The organism is Alteriqipengyuania flavescens (assembly GCF_030406725.1).
Taxonomy (GTDB): Bacteria; Pseudomonadota; Alphaproteobacteria; order Sphingomonadales; family Sphingomonadaceae; genus Alteriqipengyuania_B; species Alteriqipengyuania_B flavescens.
In genome coordinates this window covers 286,319-307,738 of the sequence record NZ_CP129107.1, presented here as the reverse complement: position 1 = coordinate 307,738, position 21,420 = coordinate 286,319, and the positions used below count along the sequence as shown (strand labels likewise).

At 65.7% G+C, this 21,420-nt stretch carries 20 protein-coding genes, 1 tRNA gene and 1 other RNA gene; 11 read left to right on the top strand and 11 right to left on the bottom strand.

Annotated elements, in window-relative coordinates; all coding sequences use genetic code 11:
- The first annotated feature begins 50 nt into the window (after positions 1-50).
- The gene (locus QQW98_RS01655) at positions 51-941 is read left to right on the top strand and encodes an ABC transporter permease (protein ID WP_404800839.1); all 891 of its coding nucleotides are present in this window, start codon (positions 51-53) and stop codon (positions 939-941) included.
- A gap of 10 nt (positions 942-951) precedes the next feature.
- Here QQW98_RS01655 and hspQ read toward each other — a convergent pair whose 3' ends face one another.
- The gene (gene hspQ, locus QQW98_RS01650) at positions 952-1,332 is read right to left on the bottom strand and encodes a heat shock protein HspQ (protein ID WP_290136821.1); all 381 of its coding nucleotides are present in this window, start codon (positions 1,330-1,332) and stop codon (positions 952-954) included.
- A 172-nt stretch (positions 1,333-1,504) separates the two neighbouring features.
- Here hspQ and QQW98_RS01645 point away from each other — a divergent pair.
- Positions 1,505-1,593 (top strand) — tRNA-Ser (locus QQW98_RS01645).
- A gap of 183 nt (positions 1,594-1,776) precedes the next feature.
- Here QQW98_RS01645 and QQW98_RS01640 read toward each other — a convergent pair.
- The 4 genes from QQW98_RS01640 to QQW98_RS01625 form a co-directional block, all read right to left on the bottom strand.
- Positions 1,777-3,975, bottom strand: coding sequence for a YadA-like family protein (locus QQW98_RS01640; RefSeq protein WP_290137073.1), 2,199 nt, complete (start codon positions 3,973-3,975; stop codon positions 1,777-1,779).
- 128 nt (positions 3,976-4,103) lie between these two features.
- Entirely contained in the window at positions 4,104-4,934 is an 831-nt protein-coding gene (locus QQW98_RS01635) for an alpha/beta fold hydrolase (RefSeq protein ID WP_290135832.1), read from the bottom strand.
- A gap of 47 nt (positions 4,935-4,981) precedes the next feature.
- Positions 4,982-5,803: a hypothetical protein gene (locus QQW98_RS01630; RefSeq protein WP_290135831.1), complete on the bottom strand. Its 822-nt coding sequence runs from the start codon at positions 5,801-5,803 to the stop codon at positions 4,982-4,984.
- A gap of 158 nt (positions 5,804-5,961) precedes the next feature.
- Positions 5,962-6,918, bottom strand: coding sequence for a hypothetical protein (locus QQW98_RS01625; RefSeq protein ID WP_290135830.1), 957 nt, complete (start codon positions 6,916-6,918; stop codon positions 5,962-5,964).
- A gap of 239 nt (positions 6,919-7,157) precedes the next feature.
- Here QQW98_RS01625 and QQW98_RS01620 point away from each other — a divergent pair, with 239 nt between their 5' ends.
- The 7 genes from QQW98_RS01620 to QQW98_RS01590 all read left to right on the top strand — a co-directional run bounded on the left by QQW98_RS01620 (position 7,158) and on the right by QQW98_RS01590 (position 14,944).
- Positions 7,158-7,379, top strand: coding sequence for a hypothetical protein (locus tag QQW98_RS01620; protein WP_290135829.1), 222 nt, complete (start codon positions 7,158-7,160; stop codon positions 7,377-7,379).
- Between the two features lie 282 nt (positions 7,380-7,661).
- Positions 7,662-9,050, top strand: a complete 1,389-nt coding sequence (locus QQW98_RS01615; protein ID WP_290135828.1) for an exopolysaccharide biosynthesis polyprenyl glycosylphosphotransferase — start codon at positions 7,662-7,664, stop codon at positions 9,048-9,050.
- A gap of 98 nt (positions 9,051-9,148) precedes the next feature.
- Positions 9,149-9,517 (top strand): hypothetical protein, encoded by a 369-nt coding sequence (locus QQW98_RS01610; RefSeq protein ID WP_290135827.1) that lies wholly within the window; start codon positions 9,149-9,151, stop codon positions 9,515-9,517.
- A gap of 96 nt (positions 9,518-9,613) precedes the next feature.
- Complete coding sequence (locus tag QQW98_RS01605) at positions 9,614-10,951, top strand: O-antigen ligase family protein (protein ID WP_290137072.1); 1,338 nt, start codon at positions 9,614-9,616, stop codon at positions 10,949-10,951.
- Positions 10,952-10,956: 5 nt separating this feature from the next.
- On the top strand, positions 10,957-11,661 hold the full coding sequence (locus QQW98_RS01600) for a polysaccharide biosynthesis/export family protein (protein ID WP_290135825.1): 705 nt from the start codon (positions 10,957-10,959) through the stop codon (positions 11,659-11,661).
- Positions 11,662-11,663: 2 nt separating this feature from the next.
- A complete protein-coding gene (locus tag QQW98_RS01595) occupies positions 11,664-13,856 on the top strand; it encodes a GumC family protein (protein WP_290135824.1) in 2,193 nt (730 codons plus the stop codon).
- Positions 13,853-14,944 carry a hypothetical protein gene (locus tag QQW98_RS01590; protein ID WP_290135823.1) on the top strand — a complete coding sequence of 364 codons (1,092 nt, stop codon included), beginning with the start codon at positions 13,853-13,855 and terminating at the stop codon, positions 14,942-14,944. Before QQW98_RS01595 ends, QQW98_RS01590 begins: the two co-directional genes overlap by 4 nt.
- Here QQW98_RS01590 and QQW98_RS01585 read toward each other — a convergent pair.
- From QQW98_RS01585 to QQW98_RS01560, 6 genes are all read right to left on the bottom strand, one after another.
- Positions 14,941-16,551, bottom strand: a complete 1,611-nt coding sequence (locus QQW98_RS01585; RefSeq protein WP_290135822.1) for an acyl-CoA dehydrogenase family protein — start codon at positions 16,549-16,551, stop codon at positions 14,941-14,943. The two genes, QQW98_RS01590 and QQW98_RS01585, sit on opposite strands and share 4 nt — an antisense overlap.
- Before the next feature lie 2 nt (positions 16,552-16,553).
- A complete protein-coding gene (locus QQW98_RS01580) occupies positions 16,554-17,336 on the bottom strand; it encodes an SDR family oxidoreductase (RefSeq protein WP_290135821.1) in 783 nt (260 codons plus the stop codon).
- Complete coding sequence (locus QQW98_RS01575) at positions 17,329-17,883, bottom strand: NUDIX hydrolase (RefSeq protein ID WP_290135820.1); 555 nt, start codon at positions 17,881-17,883, stop codon at positions 17,329-17,331. Before QQW98_RS01575 ends, QQW98_RS01580 begins: the two co-directional genes overlap by 8 nt.
- 231 nt (positions 17,884-18,114) lie before the next feature.
- The gene (locus tag QQW98_RS01570; RefSeq protein ID WP_290135819.1) at positions 18,115-18,792 is read right to left on the bottom strand and encodes a TPM domain-containing protein; all 678 of its coding nucleotides are present in this window, start codon (positions 18,790-18,792) and stop codon (positions 18,115-18,117) included.
- Positions 18,792-19,616 (bottom strand): TPM domain-containing protein, encoded by an 825-nt coding sequence (locus QQW98_RS01565; RefSeq protein ID WP_290136820.1) that lies wholly within the window; start codon positions 19,614-19,616, stop codon positions 18,792-18,794. Before QQW98_RS01565 ends, QQW98_RS01570 begins: the two co-directional genes overlap by 1 nt.
- Before the next feature lie 32 nt (positions 19,617-19,648).
- Positions 19,649-20,266, bottom strand: a complete 618-nt coding sequence (locus tag QQW98_RS01560) for a LemA family protein (RefSeq protein ID WP_290135818.1) — start codon at positions 20,264-20,266, stop codon at positions 19,649-19,651.
- 133 nt (positions 20,267-20,399) lie between these two features.
- Between QQW98_RS01560 and mscL the strand changes: the two genes are divergently transcribed.
- Positions 20,400-20,867 (top strand): large conductance mechanosensitive channel protein MscL, encoded by a 468-nt coding sequence (mscL, locus tag QQW98_RS01555; protein ID WP_290135817.1) that lies wholly within the window; start codon positions 20,400-20,402, stop codon positions 20,865-20,867.
- An 11-nt stretch (positions 20,868-20,878) separates the two neighbouring features.
- Positions 20,879-21,222, top strand: a transfer-messenger RNA (tmRNA) gene (gene ssrA / locus QQW98_RS01550).
- Positions 21,223-21,420: the final 198 nt, after the last annotated feature.

The window sequence follows — 21,420 nt, the reverse complement described above, 5'->3', positions numbered from 1 at the left end:
GCGCGCGGCGCGCTTGCCAGCAGGGGCGCCGCCCGATAGGCGCACGTCCCATGACCGATCAAGCGCAATCGCTTGCTTCCGAAGCGCCCGTCCTGCGGCAGGACAATGGCGCATCGGCGGGCAAGTTTCCGCCCCCGGGGGAAGCCCGCTTCCACGGCATGAACCGTGTCGGGCTGTGGACGCTCTATGTAAAGGAGGTCCGCCGGTTTCTCAAGGTGCAGACGCAGACCGTCTGGGCGCCCGCGATCACGACGCTGCTGTTCCTTGTCATCTTTACCGTCGCGCTGGGCCGCAGCGGGCGCGAAGTGCTGGGCGTGCCGTTCGGCAGCTTCGTGGCACCGGGCCTCATCATGATGGGCATGATGCAGAACGCCTTTGCCAATTCCAGCTTCGGCCTGCTGGTCGGCAAGATTCAGGGTACGATCGTCGATTATTTGATGCCGCCGATCGCTTCGTGGGAGCTGATGCTGGCGATCGTCGCCGCGGCAATTACGCGCGCAGTGATGGTCGGCGCGGCGGTGGCGCTGGCCATGTGGCTCTATCCCGGTGTGACCCTGTCCGCGGAACATCCCTGGGCCATCGCCTGGTTCGGGCTGATGGGCGCAATGCTGCTGGCGCTGGTCGGGCTGATCACCTCGATCTGGGCCGAGAAGTTCGACCACAATGCGGCGATCACCAACTTCGTGATCGCGCCGCTGACGCTGCTGTCGGGCACGTTCTACGTCATCGACAACCTTGCCCCGACATTCCAGACGATCAGCCGGCTGAACCCGTTCTTCTACGTGATTTCAGGCTTCCGTTACGGTTTCCTGGGGGAGACCGACATCGCTTCGACCGACGCGGCGGTGTGGCACGCGGCGCTGGGCGTGCTGGCGCTGAATATCGTGGTGGCGGTGATTACCTACCGCCTACTGAAGAGCGGGTGGAAGCTAAAAAGCTGAAGCAGCGGGCCTAGTGGCTCAGGCTGCGGCGCAGGCGATAACGCCCGTCGGCAAAATCCTCGAACAACTGCGGCACGGTGGGATGGTCCACTGGCCCGCCAAGGCTGTCTTCCAGCAGGTTCTGTTGGCTGACGTAGGCGACGTAGCTGCTGTCGTCGTTCTCTGCCAGCAAGTGGTAGAACGGCTGTTCACGCTTCGGGCGCACGTCCTGCGGTATGGATTCGTACCATTCCTCGCTGTTGGCGAAGACAGGGTCGATATCGAACACCACGCCGCGGAAATCGAACAGGCGGTGGCGCACGATATCGCCGATCGCAAAGCGCGCCTCGTTGCTGCGCGGCGCATCGATCCGGCGGCCGGCCTGCGCGGAATAGAATTCGGTACGGTCCATCATCGCCTGTTAAAATAGGGTCTGCAGGTTAGCGAAACAAGAAAGCGGCGCTAGGCAGTGCCCGGAAATTTACGCAGTCGCAGCATTGCAGGCTTGGCAAGCCGCACCGCTTTCGCTAACCGCCGCGCTTCCCGGACCGGCGGCCCGCACATGGGCCGTGTGCTTTTCTTGCGGAGAGGTGCCGGAGTGGTCGAACGGGGCAGTCTCGAAAACTGTTGTGCCTTCTGGGTACCGTGGGTTCGAATCCCACCCTCTCCGCCAAAGCACTCTGTTGATATATATACATTTTTCCTTCGAGTTGCGTCGTGCGCAGCGCGGTAGGAGTTCGACTTAAGTGTGCTTCGGGTGATCGAGTTGCTGCAAGCTACCTGCCCGCGGCTCAATCCAGAATATGCGAAAAGGGGCGACCGCGCGGGCCGCCCCCTTCCTTTTTCTGTTACCGGCTCAGAACCCGAAGGCGACGCCCACGCGGCCGCTGGCTTCCTTGTCGGCGGTGGAGGTGGCGACCGCGCCGTTGACGTAGACGCGCGGGGCGATGCGCGCGACGACCGAGCCGGACAGGCCCTGCTCGCCGCGATAGGTCGCCGCGTTGACGCTGACCGAGATGGTGCTGTCGGGCACCACCATCGTGCCGCCCATCGCCATCGCCTGCGCGATCCCGCCGCGGGTCGAGCCGTCGAGCTCGTCCAGGCGAAAGTCGAGATCGGTCACCCGCCCCTCCAGCGCCGCGAACTGCATGTCGCTGACCGCGGCGATGGACTGGACCTGCGCCCGCACGGTGGCGACCGAGGCGGCGGTCGCGGCGTTGGAGACGCCGAGCGTGCCGTTGCCGTCGATGGTGACGAACTGCTCTTCGCCCACTTGCGCCGCGTCGGAAGCAGCGATGTCGCCGATGGCGACCGAGCTGCCCGCACCGCCCAGCATCACCTGGTCGTCAGCGGTGGTGGTAGCGGCAAAGTCGACGGCCGTGGCGCGGTCGTTGGCAGCATTGGACAGGCGCCCCACTGCCGTCGCCCCGCCGCCGGTCGCCGAGGATTCGCGCCCGATGGCAGTCGCGTTGCCGCCGGCCGTCGCCTGGTAACCGACCGCCGTTGCCGAATTGCCCGACGTGCTGGTGAACGCACCCACCGAAGTGGAGCCGATCCCGCCGACCGTGGCCGAGCGACCGACCGCCGTGCCGAACCGGGCGCCCGCATCGGCAACCGAACCGATCGCCGTCGCATTCTCGCCCGTAGCCTGCGCCCGCAGGCCGATCGCCGTGGCGGATACCTGGTTCGCCAGTGTCTCGCGGCCAATCGCCACACTGTTTCCGGCCAAGGCCCGCGTGTCCGCGCCAAGGGCCACGGCAGCCAATCCGATAGCCTGGGCGCCAATTGCATCGAGATCGTCGCCATCCCCGCCAAGAGCAAGCGCGGCAAGCCCATTCGCCACGCTGGCATTACCGCCTGCAAAGGCGCTTTCGCCGGTGGCGCTGGACTCACGCCCCAAGGCAATCGAATTCATGTTTGCCACGGCATCTGCACCTAGCGCCATCGCGCCGTCGGCGGTGACGCCCGCACCGCCTCCCAATGCGATCGCTGCCTCACCGGAAGCGTATGCATCCGCTCCGATGCTTATTGCGGACCCTCCCCAAGCTCGTGCGCCTTCGCCGCCAGAATCGTCTCCATCACCTCCGATGGCAATGCTGCCTACCCCCGAAGAATAAGTCCTTCTTCGAATAGCGACCGAAGATTCTCCTTGTGCGCCGGCTTTGGAACCCACGGCCGTTGCGCCAACGCCGCCGATGTCTGCGCTGTATCCAAGAGCAGTCGAATCGCCGAAGTCGGCAATCGCTCCGCCCCCTATCGCTGTTGAAAAATGCCCAGTCGCCTTGGCATCGAGGCCGATAGCGACGCCATCCCAGCCGGAAGCCTCGGAGCTCGAGCCGATGGCAATTGCGTTCCATTCGCTCGCCACTGATGAGGGCCCGATCGCGACAGCATTAATGGAAGCCTCAGCCTGGTTGCCAACCGCTACGCCATAGTCGCCTGTCGTTCGCGAAAAGTTACCTACAGCGACACTGTATCCTCCACTGGCTGCCGCGTTGACACCCAGTGCAGTCGCATCGGTTTCAGTTGCTGCCGCCCCGAAACCAAGAGCGGTTGTGTTGAATGCGGTCGCCTTGGCACTGGAGCCGATAGCAGTCGATTGTGCTCCGGAAGCCAGGGCTGCATTCGTACTGCCCGTCGGATCAATATCACCGCCGACCGCCGTCGAGGCTAAACCCGTCGCCTGCGCTCCGCTGCCGACCGCAGTCGCGCCCTGTTGAGTAGCATCGGAATCTTCGCCGATCGCCACGCTCTCAGTTCCGCTGGCGGTGGCAAATTCGCCTACGGCGGTGGATGCGACGCCGGTTGCCGCAGAGTCCGTGCCGACGGCGGTGGCTCCGTTCGCCCCGGTCGCCGTGGCACCGATGCCGCACGCGAGCGCGCGATTATCATTGTTCGAATTAGCTCCGCCATCGTTGTCTGTACCGGCATCGACGACGCCATCATTGTCGCGGTCGAGCAGGCAGTCGTCGGCCTGCGCCGTGCTTGAAGTGAGTACTGCGGCCATGCCGACTATGGTGAGAGCCGTGGGCGATGCGAATGTAAGATTGATCATGAGTGAGCTCCCGTTTTTTGCGAGCGGGTGCCATGCGATGATCGGGGCGGCGGTGTCATAGCCCAGCTGGGGTATGGGGCGCCGGTTAATTGCACTTTCGGTCGCGTTGGACGGGAAACGGGCGGACGCTAAGATGATGCAGCGAAATGATCGACGGCCATGCGCGCGATTTGCTCTCCGGCGCTATAGAAATACAGGTCGCCGTGCCCTACCAGTTCCTCGATTCGGGTATGGGATCCAAGATTAAGGAAATCGCGATAGCTCTTAAAGCCGTGGACGGCGTTCTCGCCTTGGACCAGCGCCAGCAGCGGGTATCGGGAGTCGCGCATCAAGGAGACCCCGGGCGACCGATCAATCCGCAATTCCCGCGAGAAGACATCGGGTCCCTGAGCGAACAGATGGCTCGCCGCCGCGCGGACGAGGTCGGCATTTTGGCCGGAGCGGAAATAGGCTTCGTCGCTCGATCCGGCCTCGATCAGCCGCTCGATGTACCAGTCCACGCCGACGCGCTGCATATTGCGATAGGCGATGCGGGAAAAGGTGCTTTGCACCCGCGGCGCCCGGCGCATCAGGTTCAGCATGAGACGCTGATAAAATGATAGCTGCGGATTGAGCGAAACCTCGCCAAGAAACAGGTGGCCGGTCATCACGATGCTGCGAACGAGGTGCGGCTGCCGGGCAAGCACGGCGGCGAGCGGCACCATGCCGGTACTGATTGCAAGAGCAGGCGTATCGGTCAGCCCGAGATGCTGGCAGAGTCCCACGATCGCGTCGGCACTTTCCTCGCCGGCGTCGCGCCCCTGATCGTACTCGCTGGCGCCGAAACCGGGGCGCGAGACGACGAGCAGGCGATAGCCGGCATCGCGGAACACGCGCTCGGCCTCAGGCGACACTGCGTTGGCCATCGTGTAGCCGTGCAGCACCAGCACCGGCTGGCCATCGGGCGCACCCTGCCACATGTAGCGAAGGACGCGCCCGTCCCCGCGACGATGGGCAAACTCGCGCCCTAGCGGATTGGTCCAAGCCGCCACTTCGCCGCGCGCGCCGCCAGCAGGGAAAGCAGGTGAAGCAGCCCTGCCTGGTTGGTCGTGCTGGTCTTGCCGAAAATAGACTTAATCTGGGTGCGTACCGTCGCCGGGCTGGTCCCGCGTGCGACGGCGACCCTAGCGCTGCCGCGCAGCTCGTAGAATTCGCGCGCGATCCCGCGCTCTGCCTCTGTGAGGGCAAAGGCTTCATCCAGCTGCGCCTCGAGATCTTCCGTCCACGGGATGTCGAGCACTCTCAGCGCGATGCATGGATAATTGCGCCGGCTGTCCTCAACAATTACCGCTTCGCACAATTCCATCGCGCGGACGCTGATTTTGCGGCGCGCGAGTTCTTCTGTATCCAGCCTGACGATCATTCGCCGATGGTTGATACCCTTGCGCGCATCGGCGAAAAAATCGCGCAGTGCCGAACGATAGGCTGGATCGACGATATCGAGCCCCACGCGGCGACCCGGCTTGGTGCCGAACAATTCTTCTCCGTCCCGGTTGGCGACCATGACGTTGCCCGCCGTGTCGAACACGATGGCGGCGCTTGGAACATCCTCGACCGCACGTTCGAGCTCGTCGCGCCAGCTTTCAATGGAATGTGGCAGGAATTGGTCGATGCGGTGAAGCTGATCCACAACCGCTGGACGGGTTTCCTCATCGCGACCGTGCACGTCGACGTAGCGTGCCTTAAGGGTCGTAATCAATTCATCGAAGGCGTCCCGCTCACCCGCTGCCCGATAAAGCGCGGAAATCAATTCGATATCGAGATCGGCCTTGTCGTCCACGGTTACCATGCCACCCGCCTGATCGGTAGCGCAAGCACATAAGAAGTGAAGAAAAATGTGGAGCCGACTTCGCTAGCTAGCACGATGTCCTTCGCCTGGCTTCGAAAGCGGTCAATTGGCTTCAATCGTATGTCGCCATGCCGGGAGATGGCTGAGGTCGCCGCTATTCATTCTTCTATGTCGATTGACCTGTCGCGCCACGCTACGAGCGGGGCTGCAGACGAGAATTTGCCGGCTTCCAGGCTCCACTCGACTATTTCTGTTTCCATTAACGCGGCGCGGCGTTCTCGCGCGGGGTAGGCGCGGCTGCGTAGCCAGCCTCCGTCTCGCTCGGCACCTGTTTCGGAGAGCCAGAATTGCGGGGCGAGCATCGGATCATACCCCGCATTCGCAAGCAGGTGGACGCTCAGCCGGTCCGCCTCGATCTCTGCGCGCCGGTTTCGGCGGGCGTTCTTGCCGAATTCGGCGAGCAGGCCTTTTCTGACTCCCGCTTCTTCCAGCCGGCGCCGATGTTCCAGCACCTGGTGGGCCAGCTCGTGGGCCACGACCACAGCAAGCTGTCCGTCATCCAGCGTCGCCGCGAGCGCGGAGGAGATCTGCACGATCTCGGCGTCCGCACGGGCGAATTTCTCGTTCGACGGGAAAATCTCGATCAGCGAACGGCAGGCCGGTGCGGGTTCGACCGTCACTTCCGTCAGATATGCGCCCCGTGAAACGGAAAGGGTGACTGGCGCGGCGGAATCCCGGTCCGCCAGCGCGCTGAACACGGACATATAGCGGAACTGATCCTCCTCGCGGCGCTCCGGGAGCGGCTCCCCGGCTGCCAGCCACAGCGCGTCACCCGCCCGCAGCCCTGCCCGGGCGGCAGGCCCGTCCGCCGCCACGGCACTCAGGGCAACCCGGCTGTCGTCGATGAAGGCAGGGTGGGGCTGGTCATAAGGGGTGTCCGAATACTGGTCGCGACTGATTAGCGACAGGCCAAGTCCGGGCATCGAGTACCTGCAAAGCGGTGCGTTGGCGGCAGTAATTCGATGTGCGACACCGGAAAGGCGCGCGTCCAACTGTGTCATATTCGCGTCAGTTGCTTGGGCTTTCGCGCTAAAAAGCAAGAGAAAACCGGCCAAGGCGGTTGCAATCAGGGGCGGTAATCGCATAGGAGGGGCCTCAACGGCTCTCGATGGGGGCGTTGCCAGGGGGATTCTCCCGGTTCGACGGTGGGGTTCACCCACCTTAGGGCGGTGGTAACGATGTTGTCACCTTTTGATGGCAACGACCGCATCGAACGGGTTGGACGGCCTTTGAGGGGACCGGACGAGCCTGGCCATAAACAAGAAACGTAAGAATTTAATGAGGTCCTGACACTATGCGTAAAATCCTGCTTTCCGCCGCTGCCCTTTCGATGGTTGCCGGCACCTCGGTTGCCCAGGCCGCTCCGGTCGACGCACGTGCAGCTGCCAACGTCGAAGGCGAATCGCTCGACGGCATCAGCATCCTTCCGCTGCTGCTCGGCCTCGCTGCCATCATCGGCGCGATCTTCGTGATCGCCGACGATGATGACGACACGACGATCCCGGTCAGCGTCTGATCGACCTCGCAGCGTCGGCTGCGTTCTTATGATCACCAATGCGGGCGTCCCCTACGGGGCGCCCGTTTTGCGTTGTCTTGGCGAAAACGGGGCTGCTCGTTTGCGTGGCCGGGCAGATTTCTCGATGGGTTGGCCGCGCCAGGGAAGCTTTTTGCGCCGTCTCCTTTTCAATTCGGTTTCACGCGTTTTCCCCCGTGCGTGCAATCATGGTTCATGACCGGGTAGGTATTTTGCCCTAAGCATTACAACAGTTCCGGACATTCCCGGGCGATGCGGTGATTAGTGAACGCACCTGTCCATCTTCCTGCGGCCAAGGTCCGCCCGGCGCCGGCGCAGTCGCTCGAGAAACGGCGCCTGCAGCTGTACCTCGTGCTGCTGCTGGGCGACGTCGCCCTGATCGCGCTCGGTTTCGCGACGAGCGGGCTGCTCTATCGCGGCGAGTTTGGCGAATTTCGCGCCATGCTGGCCGGGCAATTGATGCTGCCGCTGTTCCTGACGCTGGCGCTCTATAACGGGACCTATTCGCTCTCCTCGCTCGAAAGCCGGCGGTATGGCGTGCAGCGGATGGCCGTGGCGCTGCTACTTTCGAGCGCGCTGGTGAACTTCATCGTCTTCTTCGCAAGGGCCAGCACGCAGCTTTCGCGCGCCAGTTTCGCCATCGGCCTCCTGATCAGCGTGCTTCTCCTGGCCGGTTGGCGGCTGATCGTGAGCCGGCAAGTGCAGCGGCGCTACTCCGGGCGGCTGCAGAACGTGCTTGTCATCGATGCCGGCGGCCCTGCGGTGAACCTGCCTGGCGCCTATCGGGTCCACGCGGCGCAACTCGATTTGCGCCCCGATCCCGCCGATCCGCAAGCGCTCGACCGGATCGGCAGTGCGATGCGCAACATGGACCGTGTTATCGTGAGCACGCGCGAAGAAGACCGTGAAGCATGGGTTGAAGTGCTGCGCGGGAGCGGCGTGACCGGCGAACTGGCCAGCGAGGCGATCGCCCGGATCGACGCGCTCGGCCTCGAACGGCATGCGGCAAGCAATCTTACCACACTCCTCATCAGCCGCGGACCGCTGCGCATCCGCGACCGGGTGGTGAAGCGCGCCTTCGACCTCGCGCTTTCAACCATCGCGCTGGTCTTGCTGGCCGTGCCGCTCGCTCTGGTCGCGGTGGCGATCAAGCTCGACGATGGCGGGCCGGTTCTCTTCCGCCAGCGCCGCATGGGACGTGCCAACCGCTTCTTCGATATCTGGAAATTCCGCACGATGCGGGTGGATGCCGCCGATAGCGACGGTGCGGTATCGACGGGCCGAGAGGACGAGCGGGTGACTCGCGTCGGCCGCTTCCTGCGTGCCAGCAGCATCGATGAATTGCCGCAGCTGATGAATATCCTGCTGGGCCAGATGTCCTTCGTCGGCCCGCGGCCCCATGCGATCGGCTCGCAAGCGGGCAGCCGGCTGTTCTGGGATATCGACCGGCGCTATTCGCAGCGCCATTCGCTGAAGCCCGGCCTGACGGGTCTGGCGCAGGTGCGAGGCTTGCGCGGAGCGACGGAAACCGAAGAGCATCTTGCGGCGCGGCTGCAGGCTGACCTCGAATATGCCGCGCGCTGGAGCCTGTGGCAGGACTGCCTCATCATGCTGCGCACCGCGCGCGTCATCGTGCACGAGCGGGCGTACTGAGATGCGTTAAGCCTTGGCCCAAAAGGTTAATTCTCGATTCTTGTTATTGTTGCAATGCAGCGATATAGAGATGGACGTGAACGATCGGGTGCCGAACCATGCGTAGATTGAAGGGCTATCTTGCTGCCAGCTTCGCCATCGCGGCGATGGGCCTGCACGCGCCTGCGTCCTACGCTGCCGTTCGTTCTGCCGATGCCATCCCGACGGCAGGCTTGGCCCTGTCGCAAATCCAGGCCGACTTCGACAACGAAGAGGTCCGCTGCGCCGAAATCGACGACGAATTCGTCAAGGTCGGCGAAGACGGCCGCGTCCTGCTGGACGTCGACGGCGAACCGTTCGGGTGCCGCATCGCCGCGGCAGCGCAGCCGTGGTACGCGCAAACCGCGTTCATTGCCGCGCTGGTCGCCACGTTCGGCGTCGTGTTGGCTTTGACCATCGGCAATGGCAGCAACGACAGCCCCGGCTGAGCCGGGTACTCCTCCACTGATGTGTTGACACCGCGCGCCGGGCGCTTGCCGCAAGCGCATGCGCGTCGCACACTCTCGCCTCGCAACGGGTGAGGGATGGCAGTGCCGGATCAGCAGCGTGACTTTTCCGGTCGGCAGGCGGCGGTTGCCGCGGGATTCGTTTTGTGCGCGGTCCTGCTGGGTGGTGGCGGAAGTCCGGCTCCCGGCGCGGAGCTTCTGTTGCAACTCGTCATTGCAGCCGTCGCGGCGGTGTGGGTCTGGTGGTCCCACGGACTTTCCCGCCGCTCGCCCGGGCCATTATTTACCGCGATCGTCGCGGCGATGGCGATCTTTCCCCTGCTGCAATTAATTCCCCTTCCGCCCCGCATTTGGGAGGCGTTGCCGGGCCGGACAACGAGCACCGCCGCGCTGGAACTGGCGCGCGGGGAGGGCGGATGGCAGCCCCTGTCCCTCACGCCCCATGCGACATTGGCCGGATGGCTCGCGATCATTTCAGCTGCTGTCGGTATGTTGGTTGCCGGTCGCCTTGGGACCCGCCAGCGACATATTGTGCTATTCGCTGTCTTGGGCGGTGCGGGTCTCACGGCCGTCGTTGGCGCATTCCAGCTTGCGGGCGGCGAGGGTGCCTGGCGGGCTTATGCTGCCAGCCACCGCGGCTGGATCACGGGCTTCATGGCCAATCGCAACGCCGCGGCGGATGTCCTGTTGATCGGGCTCTGCGCGGCCGTCGCGCTCGCCGCGTCCCGCCGGCGTGACGGGATGGCGCGGCTGCCGCGCGGGATGGCTGCGGCGCTGTGCGTGATCCTGGCCGTCGCGGTGATCTTCACCGGATCGCGCACCGGAATCGCACTGCTGCTCGTACCTGCCATACTTGCGTGGGTCCTGTTGCGGGAGAAGCGCAGGGGGCTCGGCGTCGTCGCCGCCCTGTTCGCCGTTGCCGCACTGGTGCCGACCTTTGCCGGCGGCGCGCTCGGCCGAGTGGGGGAGCGCTTCGCCGTTGCCGGCGATTTCCGGACCGAACTGTGGCGCGACGCGGCCTTCGCCGCCGGTCAGTTCTGGCCACTCGGCGGAGGGATCGGCAGCTTCGTCCCTGCCGTCATCGCGGCAGAGCGGTTGGAGGTCGTGGACGCGACCCAGCCCAATCGCGCGCATAACGACTACCTCGAATTCGCGCTCGAAGCAGGCCTGCCGGGCCTCTTGCTCGTCGCCGCCATCATGTTGGCACTGGCGTGGCAATTCGTGCGGCGATGGCGCGCCGATCCTTCGCAGCGGCCGATAACCGGCTTTGCCGGCGCCACGCTGGCGATCGTCGCCCTGCATTCGGCTGTTGATTACCCTCTGCGTTCGATGACTCTCGCCTGCCTCGCGGCTATGGCTGCAGGATTGCTGTTCGTCCCGCGGCGGGACGATGAGAGCGGGGTCGCGACGGGATGATGGCGATGATGGCTTGGCGGAGTGGACGAGCGCTTGCGAGCGCCTGCCTTGCCGCGCTGTGCGCAGCCTGCCAGCCCAGCCTGCAGTCGGACCTGCCGACCGGCGCCGATGCCGCGGCAGCCATCGCGGTGCCGGAACCTGCGCCGATGCAGGCGCGCACCTACCTCCTCCAGCCCGGCGACGTGGTCTCGGTCGACGTGTACCGCGAGGCGGAATTGAGCCGCGAGCGGGTGCAGGTGGACGAGGCGGGCAATCTGGCGCTTCCGCTCATCGACGAGGTAACCGCAGAGGGCCGCAGCCCTGCCGAACTCGCGATCCTGATCGAGAATGCCTACGGCGCGCGCTACCTACGCGATCCCCAAGTTACCGTTTCGGTCGTGGAAACGGCCGCGCGCACCGTGGCGGTCGAAGGCTCGGTTGCCAAGCCAGGCGTCTACGAGATACCCCCCGGCGCCAGCCTGCTGACGGCGATGGCGCTGGCCGGCAGCCCGTCGGACACGGCTGCGCTCGACGAGGTGCTGGTCTTCCGCCGCATCGATGGCCGCAGGGCCGGCGCACGCTTCGACCTGACCGACATTCGCGCGGGCCGCGCCGACGATCCGGCGCTGCGGCCGGGCGACATCGTGGTGGTCGGCCACGACAACTTGCGCAGCGGCCTGCAGGAAGTGCTGCGCGCCGCCCCGTTGTTCAACATCTTCTACCTGTTCTGACGATGGCGAGCGCACCCGACATCCAGGCAGCGCCCTATCCGGCCTATCCGCAATACGGCACCTATGGGGACTTGCGCGGGGGACCCGGCGATGCACTGCGCTACATCCTTTCGGTCGTCCGCCGGAATCTCTGGCTGATTGCGGCGGTCATCGCGGTCGTCGTGGCAGCGGCGCTCGTCTGGACCATGCTGCAGACGCCGCGCTACACCGCCGTCACCACCGTCCAGATCGACGACCAGACCGCCAGCGTGCTGGGCGAGGACCTGGAAGATGCAGTGATCGAGGATTCCGGCTGGGACATAGACCGGTTCCTCAACACCCAGATCGAAGTGCTGCGCAGCCGCGAACTGGCGGAGCGAGTGGCGCGGCGACTGGAGCTATTCGGTGACGAGGCTTTCCTCGCCGCCATGGAAGTGCCGCCGCCTGCCGACGGCTTGTCGGAGCGAATGCGCGAGGACCAGGTTGTCGGCTTGCTGCAGGCGGGGCTCGGCGTCGACTTGCCGCGCAACAGCCGCGTTGCGCGGATCAGCTTCGACAGCACCAATCCCGACATGAGCGCGCGCGTCGCCAACGGTTTCGCGGAGGAATTCATCCAGGCCAGCCTGCGCCGCCGTTTCGACAAGTCCGCCTATGCCCGCAACTTCGTGGCCGAGCAGCTGGATGAGGCGCGCGCCCAGCTCGAAGCATCGGAGCGCGAGCTCAACGCCTATGCCCGCGATGCCGGCCTGATCCGCGCGCGCGAGCCGGGCATCAGCGACGACAGCAGCAACCGCACCAGCAGCGTGACCAGCTCCAGCCTGTTGCAGCTCAACGAGGCGGCCAACCGCGCGCAGGCGGACCGGGTGGCGGCCGAAGCGCGCTGGCGGGCGGAAAGCAACACGCCGCTGCTTTCGTCGGAAACCGTGCTTGCCGATCCCACGGTGCAAAGCCTGATGCAGCAGCGGGCCGCGCGTCGCGCCGAATTGCAGTCCGCCCGCGAACGCTATCTCGACGATCATCCTCAGGTGCGCGAGCTGACGAGCCAGATCGCCGAGATCGAGCGCCAGCTGAATGCCGCGGCGCGCAACGTCCGCAACGGCATCCGCGCGCGCTACACTGCCGCGCGCGAGGCGGAGAGCCAGCTGCGCGGACAGGTCGGCAGGCTGGAGCGCGAGACGCTGGCCGAGCAGGACCGCAGCGTGCGCTACAACACGCTGGCGCGCGAGGCCGATACCAACCGGTCGATCTACGACGGGCTGCTCGAACGCTACCGCGAGCTGAATGCCTCGGCAGGGGTGGCGGCGAGCAACATCAGCATCATCGATCCCGCCGAGCCACCGCTCGGCCCGTCCTCGCCCAACGTGATGCGCAACCTGCTGCTCGCGCTCATCCTCGGCACCGCGATCGCGGGCGTTGCGGTGTTCCTCCGCGACCAGCTCGACGACCGGATCCGGGTGCCTGAGGATATCGACGCGAAATTCGGTATCCCGCTGCTCGGCGTCGTGCCGCGCGACGAGGATGTCGGCACCGCCATGGAAGATCCCAAGTCATCGATCGCCGAGGCTTACAACTCTCTGCGGGGTTCACTCCTCCACGCGACTCGCGAAGGCCTGCCGAAGATCCTCCTCATCACCAGCTCGCAGCCCACCGAGGGCAAGAGCACGACCAGCTGGGCGACCGCCGCCTCGCTCGCACGGATGGGCCGGAGGGTGGTGCTGGTGGATGCCGACATGCGGCGTCCCTCGATACATCGCCGCGCCGGCATCGCCAACGAGCGGGGCCTGTCGGACCTGCTGACGTCGGACGCTGCGCCGGGCGATTTTCTGTCCGCCACCTCCACCGAAGGGCTGGTCGTGCTGCCGTCCGGCAAGCAACCGCCGAGCCCGACCGAACTGCTGACCGGACCGCGCATGGCGTTGCTGCTGGAACGGCTGGGTGAGGAATATGACGCTGTCGTGGTCGACTCCCCGCCCGTCCTTGGCCTTGCCGATGCGCCGGCACTCGCGGCGATCAGCGACGGCGTCGCCTTCGTCGTCGAATCCAACCGCGGCGGCCGCGGCGCGCTGAAATCGGCCCTGCGCCGCCTGCGCGCAGTGAATGCCAACGTCCTCGGCGCGGTCCTCACCAAGTTCGATCCGCAGCGCGCCGGCCACGGCTATTCGGCCTATTACGGTTACGACTATTATCGCTACGAAAGCGGGGCGGAAAAGGCGTGAAGGCGCGCATCGCAGCCAGCGCCGCGATCCTCGCTTTCGTTGCGCTGGCCTTGCTGAGCGGGCTCGACCGGATGAGCGCGCTGTCGCCCTCGCTCGCCCGCCTGGTCCCGCCGGCGTTCGCTGCCGAAGCTGCCAAGGTCCGGGCGCGCTCTGCCTTGCTGGAGGGGCAGGGCGCTGTCGCTGCGGCCCGAGACGCGGTGGCGGCAAACCCCTACGATGCGCGCGCGCTCGGCCTGCTCGGCGCGGCCTTGTTGCGCGAAGGGCAAGGCGAACAGGCGGAGGCGGTGTTCCGGCTTTCCGCGCAGCTTGGCTGGCGCGACGGGGCGACCCAGCTCTACTGGTTCGAAGCCGCGCGACAGGCAGGGGCGTGGGAGAACGCGGCCTTGCGCGCCGATGCAATCCTGCGTGACGATCCGCAGTCCCCGCAAGGTGAGGCGCTTCTGGCAGCGTTCGACGAAGAGGCGGCGCGCAAGGCGCTGGCGCGGCGCGTCGCAGTGAGGCCGGGCTGGACAGCGCGGTTCCTCAATCCTGGGCCTGATGTACCAGTCGATGCGCTGCGGGCGCGGGCTGCGCTGTTTGCCACGTCTTTCCTGGCCAACACGCCGTTCGGTTGCGATGAGCCTGCGCAGCTCGCTCGCCGGTTACTGGCAAATGGTGAGCGACAGGTAGCCGAAGACCTGTGGCGGGTACATTGCCCGGAGCAGGCTTCGGATGGGTCGATTGCCGACCCGCAATTCGCCGGGGACGGTCGCTCGCCCTTCGGCTGGCAACGCCATCCTGCTGGTGATCTCGCCTTTCGCACGGCGGATAAGGGCGAGGGGCTCGTGCTCGCAAACGATGGCGCAGTGACACGGCTCGCCTTGTCGCAGGCGGTGACGCTGGCGCCGGGTCGCTACCGCGTTGCGCTGAACGGGGATACTGCCGCGGTTGCGGTCACGGTGGATTGCGGTGCGCCCAAGCGACCCGGGTCCGACATTGGGGCGGCGCTGATCGATGTGCCCGCTTGCGACAACCGGATGCTCGGCATCTGGATGCGCCCGCGCTCCGCGGCGCGGCTGGAACAGATCGGGATGGAAGCAGTGCGCTAGGCGGCGGCAATGGCGCCGCGGGCGATGATCTTCAGCGCCAGCGTTTCTTCCGCGCCTTCGAAGATCGAGAGCACTCTCGCGTCGACGAAATAGCGGCTGACGGCGCTTTCTTCCGCGTAGCCCATGCCGCCGTGCAACTGCAGCGCCTCGCGCGTGACTTCCTCCGCCGCGCGGCACGCGACGAGCTTGGCGAGGCTGGCATCCATCGCCCGGTTCGGGGCGTCGGTCGTGCCGGCAACCTCGTACGCCAGTGCGCGGCAGGCGGCGAGCTTCGCGGCCATCCCGGCGATCTTTGCAAGGGTCAGCGGATAGGCGGACAGGGGCTGGCCGAAAACCTTGCGGTCCTGCGAGTATCCGATGGCCGATTTCAACGCCGCCCGCATCACGCCGCAGGCGCGCGCGGCGGTCTGCATCCGGCCGCCCATCATGCCCGCCATGGTGAGGTAGAAACCGCGCCCGGTACCCTCCGCTTCACCGATCACGCGGTCGTCGGCCACGAACCAGTCTTCAAACGACAGGTCGAAGCTGTGCATCCCGCGATAGCCGATGGTGGGGATCGCCTTGCCCGAAAGCGTGCCGCCGTCGCGATGGTGGTGGAAGGCGTGGCCTTCGTCAGACGGCTTTTCGACCAGCATCAGCGACAGGCCGCGATGGCCCGCGGTGGGGTCGGGATCGGTGCGCGCAACGACCATCAGCAGCTCCGCCTTGCCGGCAAAAGTGCACCAGGTTTTCCCGCCGCTCAGCCGCCAGCCGCCGTCCACCTTGCGAGCGCGTAGCTGCAGGCCCGCGACGTCGGAGCCGTAGTCGGGCTCGGTAATGGCGATGGCGCATAGTGTCTCGCCCGATGCGATGCGCGGCAGCCAAAGCTCCTTTTGTGCTTCGGTACCGCCGGCCAGCAAAGCGCGGGAGAGGATTTCGGGCCGGGTGATGAGGCTGCCGGCTGCGGCGAGCGAGGCCTGCGACAGCGCTTCGGTCACCGCGATCATCGTCGTCGCATCCTCGCCGTCTCCGTCCGCGGTGCCGCCGTATGCCTCGGGTATGGCAAGGCCGAAGGCGCCGAGTTCGCGCATTGGGCCGAGGATGGCTTCGGGCACGGTCAAGTCTTCGCGGTGGATCGCTTCGGCCAGCGGGGCGACCGTGTCGGCGGCAAAGCGGGCGAAGCTGGCCTGCGCCATGGCAGCATCGCCGGGCAGGGCGGGCGTGCCGACTTCCCCTTCCGCCGCGATGACCGCCCGGCCGATCTGCTGAACCCGGTCCGGCGTCGTCCAGTCGGCCAGCGCCTGCCAGTCGGCCCCGTCGCGGATCTCGTGGAGGGGGGCGGCATCGCGGCCCAGCGCGTGGGCGATATCGCCGAGCCGGTCGAGTGTGCGGCGGGCGTGGCGGCGCAGGAACAGGATGGCGAGGTCGCGGTCGAGACCGGCATCGGCCTTAAGCGCAGATCGGGCTGCGCGTATGTCGGCGATTGCCCAAGCGAGGTCGAAGCATTCGATCTGGCGTTCGTCCTGCCGTGTTGGATCGCCCCCGGTGATGTCCTTCAGCCCGCGCGCCGCATCGTCTGCGGTTACGGACAAGGTCTCCACCAGCCGCCTGGCGCCTGCGACATCCATGCTCACATTGCCGAGATGCCGCCGTCGAGCTTCAGCTCGGCGCCGGTCATGAACTTGCTTTCGTTGCTGGCGAGATAGACCACGCCGTTCGCCACATCGTCGGGTTCGCCGACCCGGCCGAGCGGCACCTGCCGCGCCAGCTTGCCCATCACCACGTCCTTCGGGATGCCGGCACTGCGGCTGATCCCGTCGAGGATTGGCGTATCGACGAAGGTGGGATGGATCGAGTTGCAGCGAATGTCCCACTTCTGCTTCGCGCAATAGAGCGCGACCGACTTGGTCAGCATCCACACCGCTGCCTTGCTGGCGTTGTAGCCTGGCATGGTGTCGCTCGCGATCAGGCCGGCGATGCTGGAGATGTTGATGATGGAACCCGGCTGGCTTTCCTTCATCAGCGGCAGCGCCTTCTGGCAGCCCAGGAACACGCTATCGACATTGACCGCAAAGCCGCGATGCCATTCCTCCAGCGTGCAAGTGAGGATATCGCCGCGCACGCCGATGCCGGCGTTGTTGAGCAGCACGGAGAGGCCGCCCATATGCTCTTGCGCGGCATCAACCGCTGCTTCCCACTGGCTTTCCTGCGTCACGTCGAGCGTGAGGGCGAAGGCGGTCCCGGCGCCGTGTTCTTCATTGATCGCAGCGGCGGTTTCCTCCGCCCCGGCCGCGTTCACGTCCGTCACCAGCACCTGCGCTCCTTCCGCTGCCAAGCGCCGGCTCGCCGCCGCGCCCAGCCCCTGCGCCCCGCCTGTCACCAGTGCCTTCTTGCCCGCTACCCGATCAGCCATCCTCGTCTCCAAACCAGCCTGCCGCCATCAGCATGGCGATCCTTACATCGATCGCTAGCCCTTCGGCGCGGCGGGCGGCAACGAATTCGGCAAGATTATTGAGGGCAACGCGGTGGACGCGGATGTCTTCGCTATCCGTCCCGCCGCCTTCGCCGACCTTCGTGAGATCGCTGGCGCGCAGCAGGGTGAAGCTTTCGCTGACCATGCCGGGGCTGGAGTAGAATTCGCCCAGCGTCTCCCATGTGTCGGCGCGATAGCCGGTTTCTTCCTCCAGTTCGCGCGCGGCGGCGGCTTCGGGCGCCTCGTCCTCGTCGCCTTCGTGGTCGCCGATCAGTCCGGCGGGAATTTCGAGGCAGCGCTTGCCCAGCGGCACGCGGTATTGCTCCACCAGCAGCACGTGGCCCTCCTTATCGATGGCCACGATGGCAGCGGCACGGATGCCGCGCGAACGCCCGGCATATTCCCATCGCCCGCGCCGCTTGGCGGTGACGAACTGGCCCTGCCACATGATTTCTTCGGGCTTGGCCGCGTCGGGATCGCTTGTCATGGCAGGTTGCATAAGGGCGAAAGCAGACCTTTTCTACCCGCGCCGAACCCCCACCCCCGACCCCTCCCCAAGGGGAGGGGAGGGAGAAAGCTACTTTCAGGGCGAAGGGAGGGAGACAGCCCCTTCCCTCGAGGGAAGGGGTTGGGGATGGGTGTGCGGCGCCTGCGGGCAGTGGCCGCGTTCCGCGCGCGCCGTCCCATTACGGCTCATGAACAGGGGAAGGGAAATCCCTCACAATTCGATCAGCCTGTCGGGCAATTCGTTCTGGTCGTCCTCTTGCCGCGGGAAATGTTCCGCCAGGACGGCGCCGACATCGCGGATACCGGCGACCAGCCCTCCGGCGATGTCGCCCTTCTTCACCTGCACCAGCATGTCGACCATGGCCTCGCCCCAGACCTCGGGATCGACCTTTTGCGCGATCGTCTCGTCTGCCACGATCTCTGCCCGGTGTTCGCGCATGGACAGGTAGAGGAGCACGCCGGTGCGGCCGTGCGTGCGCCGTTCCGCGCCCACCTTGAAATGCGACACGGCGCGGTCGAACACGCGATTGCGCTTCACGATGCGCGGGATCATGGCGAAGCGCACCGCGTCGATGAACTGGAGCAGCCAGACGACGAGGAAGGTGAGGATGCCCATGCCGCTCGCCATGGCGAAGACCTCGCCCGGGCTCCACTCGGCATTCCATGTGGCGTGGAGCGAGGCGTAGAAGCGCAGCGGCGGATCGGGGAACAGAGCCGCAAGGGTCAGGACGGTGAAGGCGAGGAACGCCGCCCACGACAGCGCGATGTCGCTGTACCCGTCCGACCGGTCGGCCAGCACGGTTACGATCTCGCCCGACGTCTGCTCCTCCGCCGTGCGGACGGCCTGCGTCACCTTGGCGTGATCGGTTTCCGACAGATAGGATGGCATTACCAGCTCCCCCCGGCGCCGCCGCCGTTGAAGCCGCCGCCACCGCCGCCGAAACCGCCGAAGCCGCCGCCTCCACCACCGCCGCCGAAGCCGCCACCGCCGCCCCCGCTACGCATGGCGCTGTTGAGGGCGGACCACAGGATGACTTCGCCGATGCCGCTGCCGCGGCGATAGCGGCGCCCGCGCCGACGGCCGCCGCGGCCGAAAATGAACATGAAGGCGAGGATCATCATGACCCAGAAAAACGCGCTGCCGACGGTGGACGCATCGACATCCGCGTTCTGGCGCTGGGCGGCACGCTCCGCCTCCTCGATCGCCAGCTGGTCGGCAGGCTCGGTGTCCAGCCAGCCGATGATCCCGTCAACTCCGGCGATGATGCCGCCGGCGTAGTCGCCCGCCTTAAAGGCCGGGACGATGTCGTTACGAATAATCCGGCCGCTGGCGATATCGGTCAGCGCGGTCTGCGCGCCGCGCGCAGTGGCGATGAAGACCTCGCGTTCGTTGGGCGCGACCAGTAGCAGGATGCCCTGTTCCGTCTCCTGCCCGCCGATGCCCCATGCCTCGCCCAGCGCGGGCGCGTAGGTCGCGGCAGGCTCGCCATCCAGAGAAGGGACGGTGGCTACGACCACGGCCCGGCCCGTTTTCGCGTTGTAATCGCGCAGGCGCTGGTCGAGCTCGGCCTCCTGCGCATCAGGCAGGATTTCGGCCCCGTCATAGACCGGGCCGTCCGGCCGCGGCGGGAAATCCTGCGCCGCCGCGCCCCCCGCCGTGAGCGCGAGGAGCAGGGCGAGGCAAATTGCCAGGCACGCGGAGATGTGGCGCATCACGGGGGTTTCCGTTGCGGGCGCGCTGGTCCTCAATTGCCGCCGGTCGGCGTCAGGTCGGCGGCGTCGATATCGGGCGCTTCGTTCGCACCGGCTTCGGCCTTGAACGCTTCCATCGGCTCCGCACCGTGAATGATGTTTGCGCCGATGGAAGACGGGAACACGCGGATTTCGGTGTTATAATCCTGCACCGCCGCATTGTACTTGGTGCGGGCATTGTCGATGCGGTTTTCCGCGCTTTCCAGCGCCGTACGCAGGTCGTCGTACCCGCGGCTGCTGGTGATCTGGGGATAGGCCTCGACCGTTACCAGCAGGCGGCTGAGCGCGCCGCTCAATTCGCCCTGTGCGGCTTCGAACTGCTGGAACTTTTCCGGATTCGAAAGGTCGTCTGCATCGATCTGGACCGAGCTTGCGCGGCTGCGCGCCTCGGTCACTTCGGTCAGGATGGCGAGTTCCGATTCCGCGCCGCCGCGCACCGTGGCGACAAGGTTGGGGATCAGGTCGGCGCGGCGCTGGTAGGCGCTTTCCACGTCCGCCCAGCGGGCCTTTGCAGCCTCTTCCTTGGTGGGCACGGAATTGATGCCGCAGGCGGCAAGCGCGGCGGTGGCCATGACGACCAGCATAAGGCGGGCGGAACGGGCAAGCGACATGTGTGGTCCCCTTGATTGACTGTATTATCGAGATAGCACGGCTGGGCGGATCTGCAAGGATTTATCCCGCTTGAGCATTCCGGCAGTAAATGGCAGAGGACCGCGGTTTTCAAGGGTTAGGGGAGGAATAATCGTGCTGCAGGAATTCAAGGATTTCATCGCCAAGGGCAACGTGATGGAACTGGCGGTCGCCGTGATCATCGCGGGCGCTTTCGCCACCATCGTCGGATCGCTGACCGACGATCTGATCATGCCGCTGGTCGGATATATCTTCGGCGGCGCCGATTTCTCCAGCTATTTCATCCTCCTGAGCACGCCGGAAGGTTACACCGGGTCGACCACGGACTACGCCGCGCTGAAGGAAGCGGGCGCGGCGATGATCGGCTACGGCGCCTTCATCACGGCGGTGATCAACTTCCTGATCCTGGCGTTCATCATCTTCCTGCTGGTCCGCTACGCCAACAAGGTGACCGCGCGATTCGAGAAGCCGGCGGAAGAGGAAGGCCCCGCCGAACCGACCGAGGTCGAACTGCTCAAGGAAATTCGCGACGCGCTGAAATCGGGCGCGCCGGGCGCCCCGCAGAACGGCCCGATGGGCTGATTTTACACCATTCACTTCCATTTAAGCCGGCGTTCCCTATATGGGGGATGCCGGCTTTTTTGTCGGCTATGGTGATAAATGGTAGCGTGCAATAGGCACAGCGGACCCGGGGGCAGTACCCGGCGGCTCCACCATCAGCGGCGATTCCAGCCGGTGTTGACGGGGCCGAACCAGGATCGACGTGTGTTGAAAGGCGCTGTTTTCACTCGGGCTGAGTAACCCGTAAAACTGTTCAAACACACAAGTGCCAACGATAACGAAGCACTCGCAATCGCTGCGTAACCTGACGGCCTAACGGCCTGATCTTACAAAGCTAAAGCGCGGTTGGACCCACCGGGCAACAGAAGCGGATACCGGGGGCCCGGGGCGGGCCTAGCAACAGAACCGCCCCACTTACCTCACATGAGAGCGGCCTCGGTCGCTGGTCACGCGACGGTCCTCGCCCCGCGACAGAAAAGCTGCGGGCCTAGCAACAGAACCGCCCCACTAACTTTACATGAGAGCGGCCTCGGTCGCTGGTCACGCGACGGTCCTCGCCCCGCGACAGAAAAGC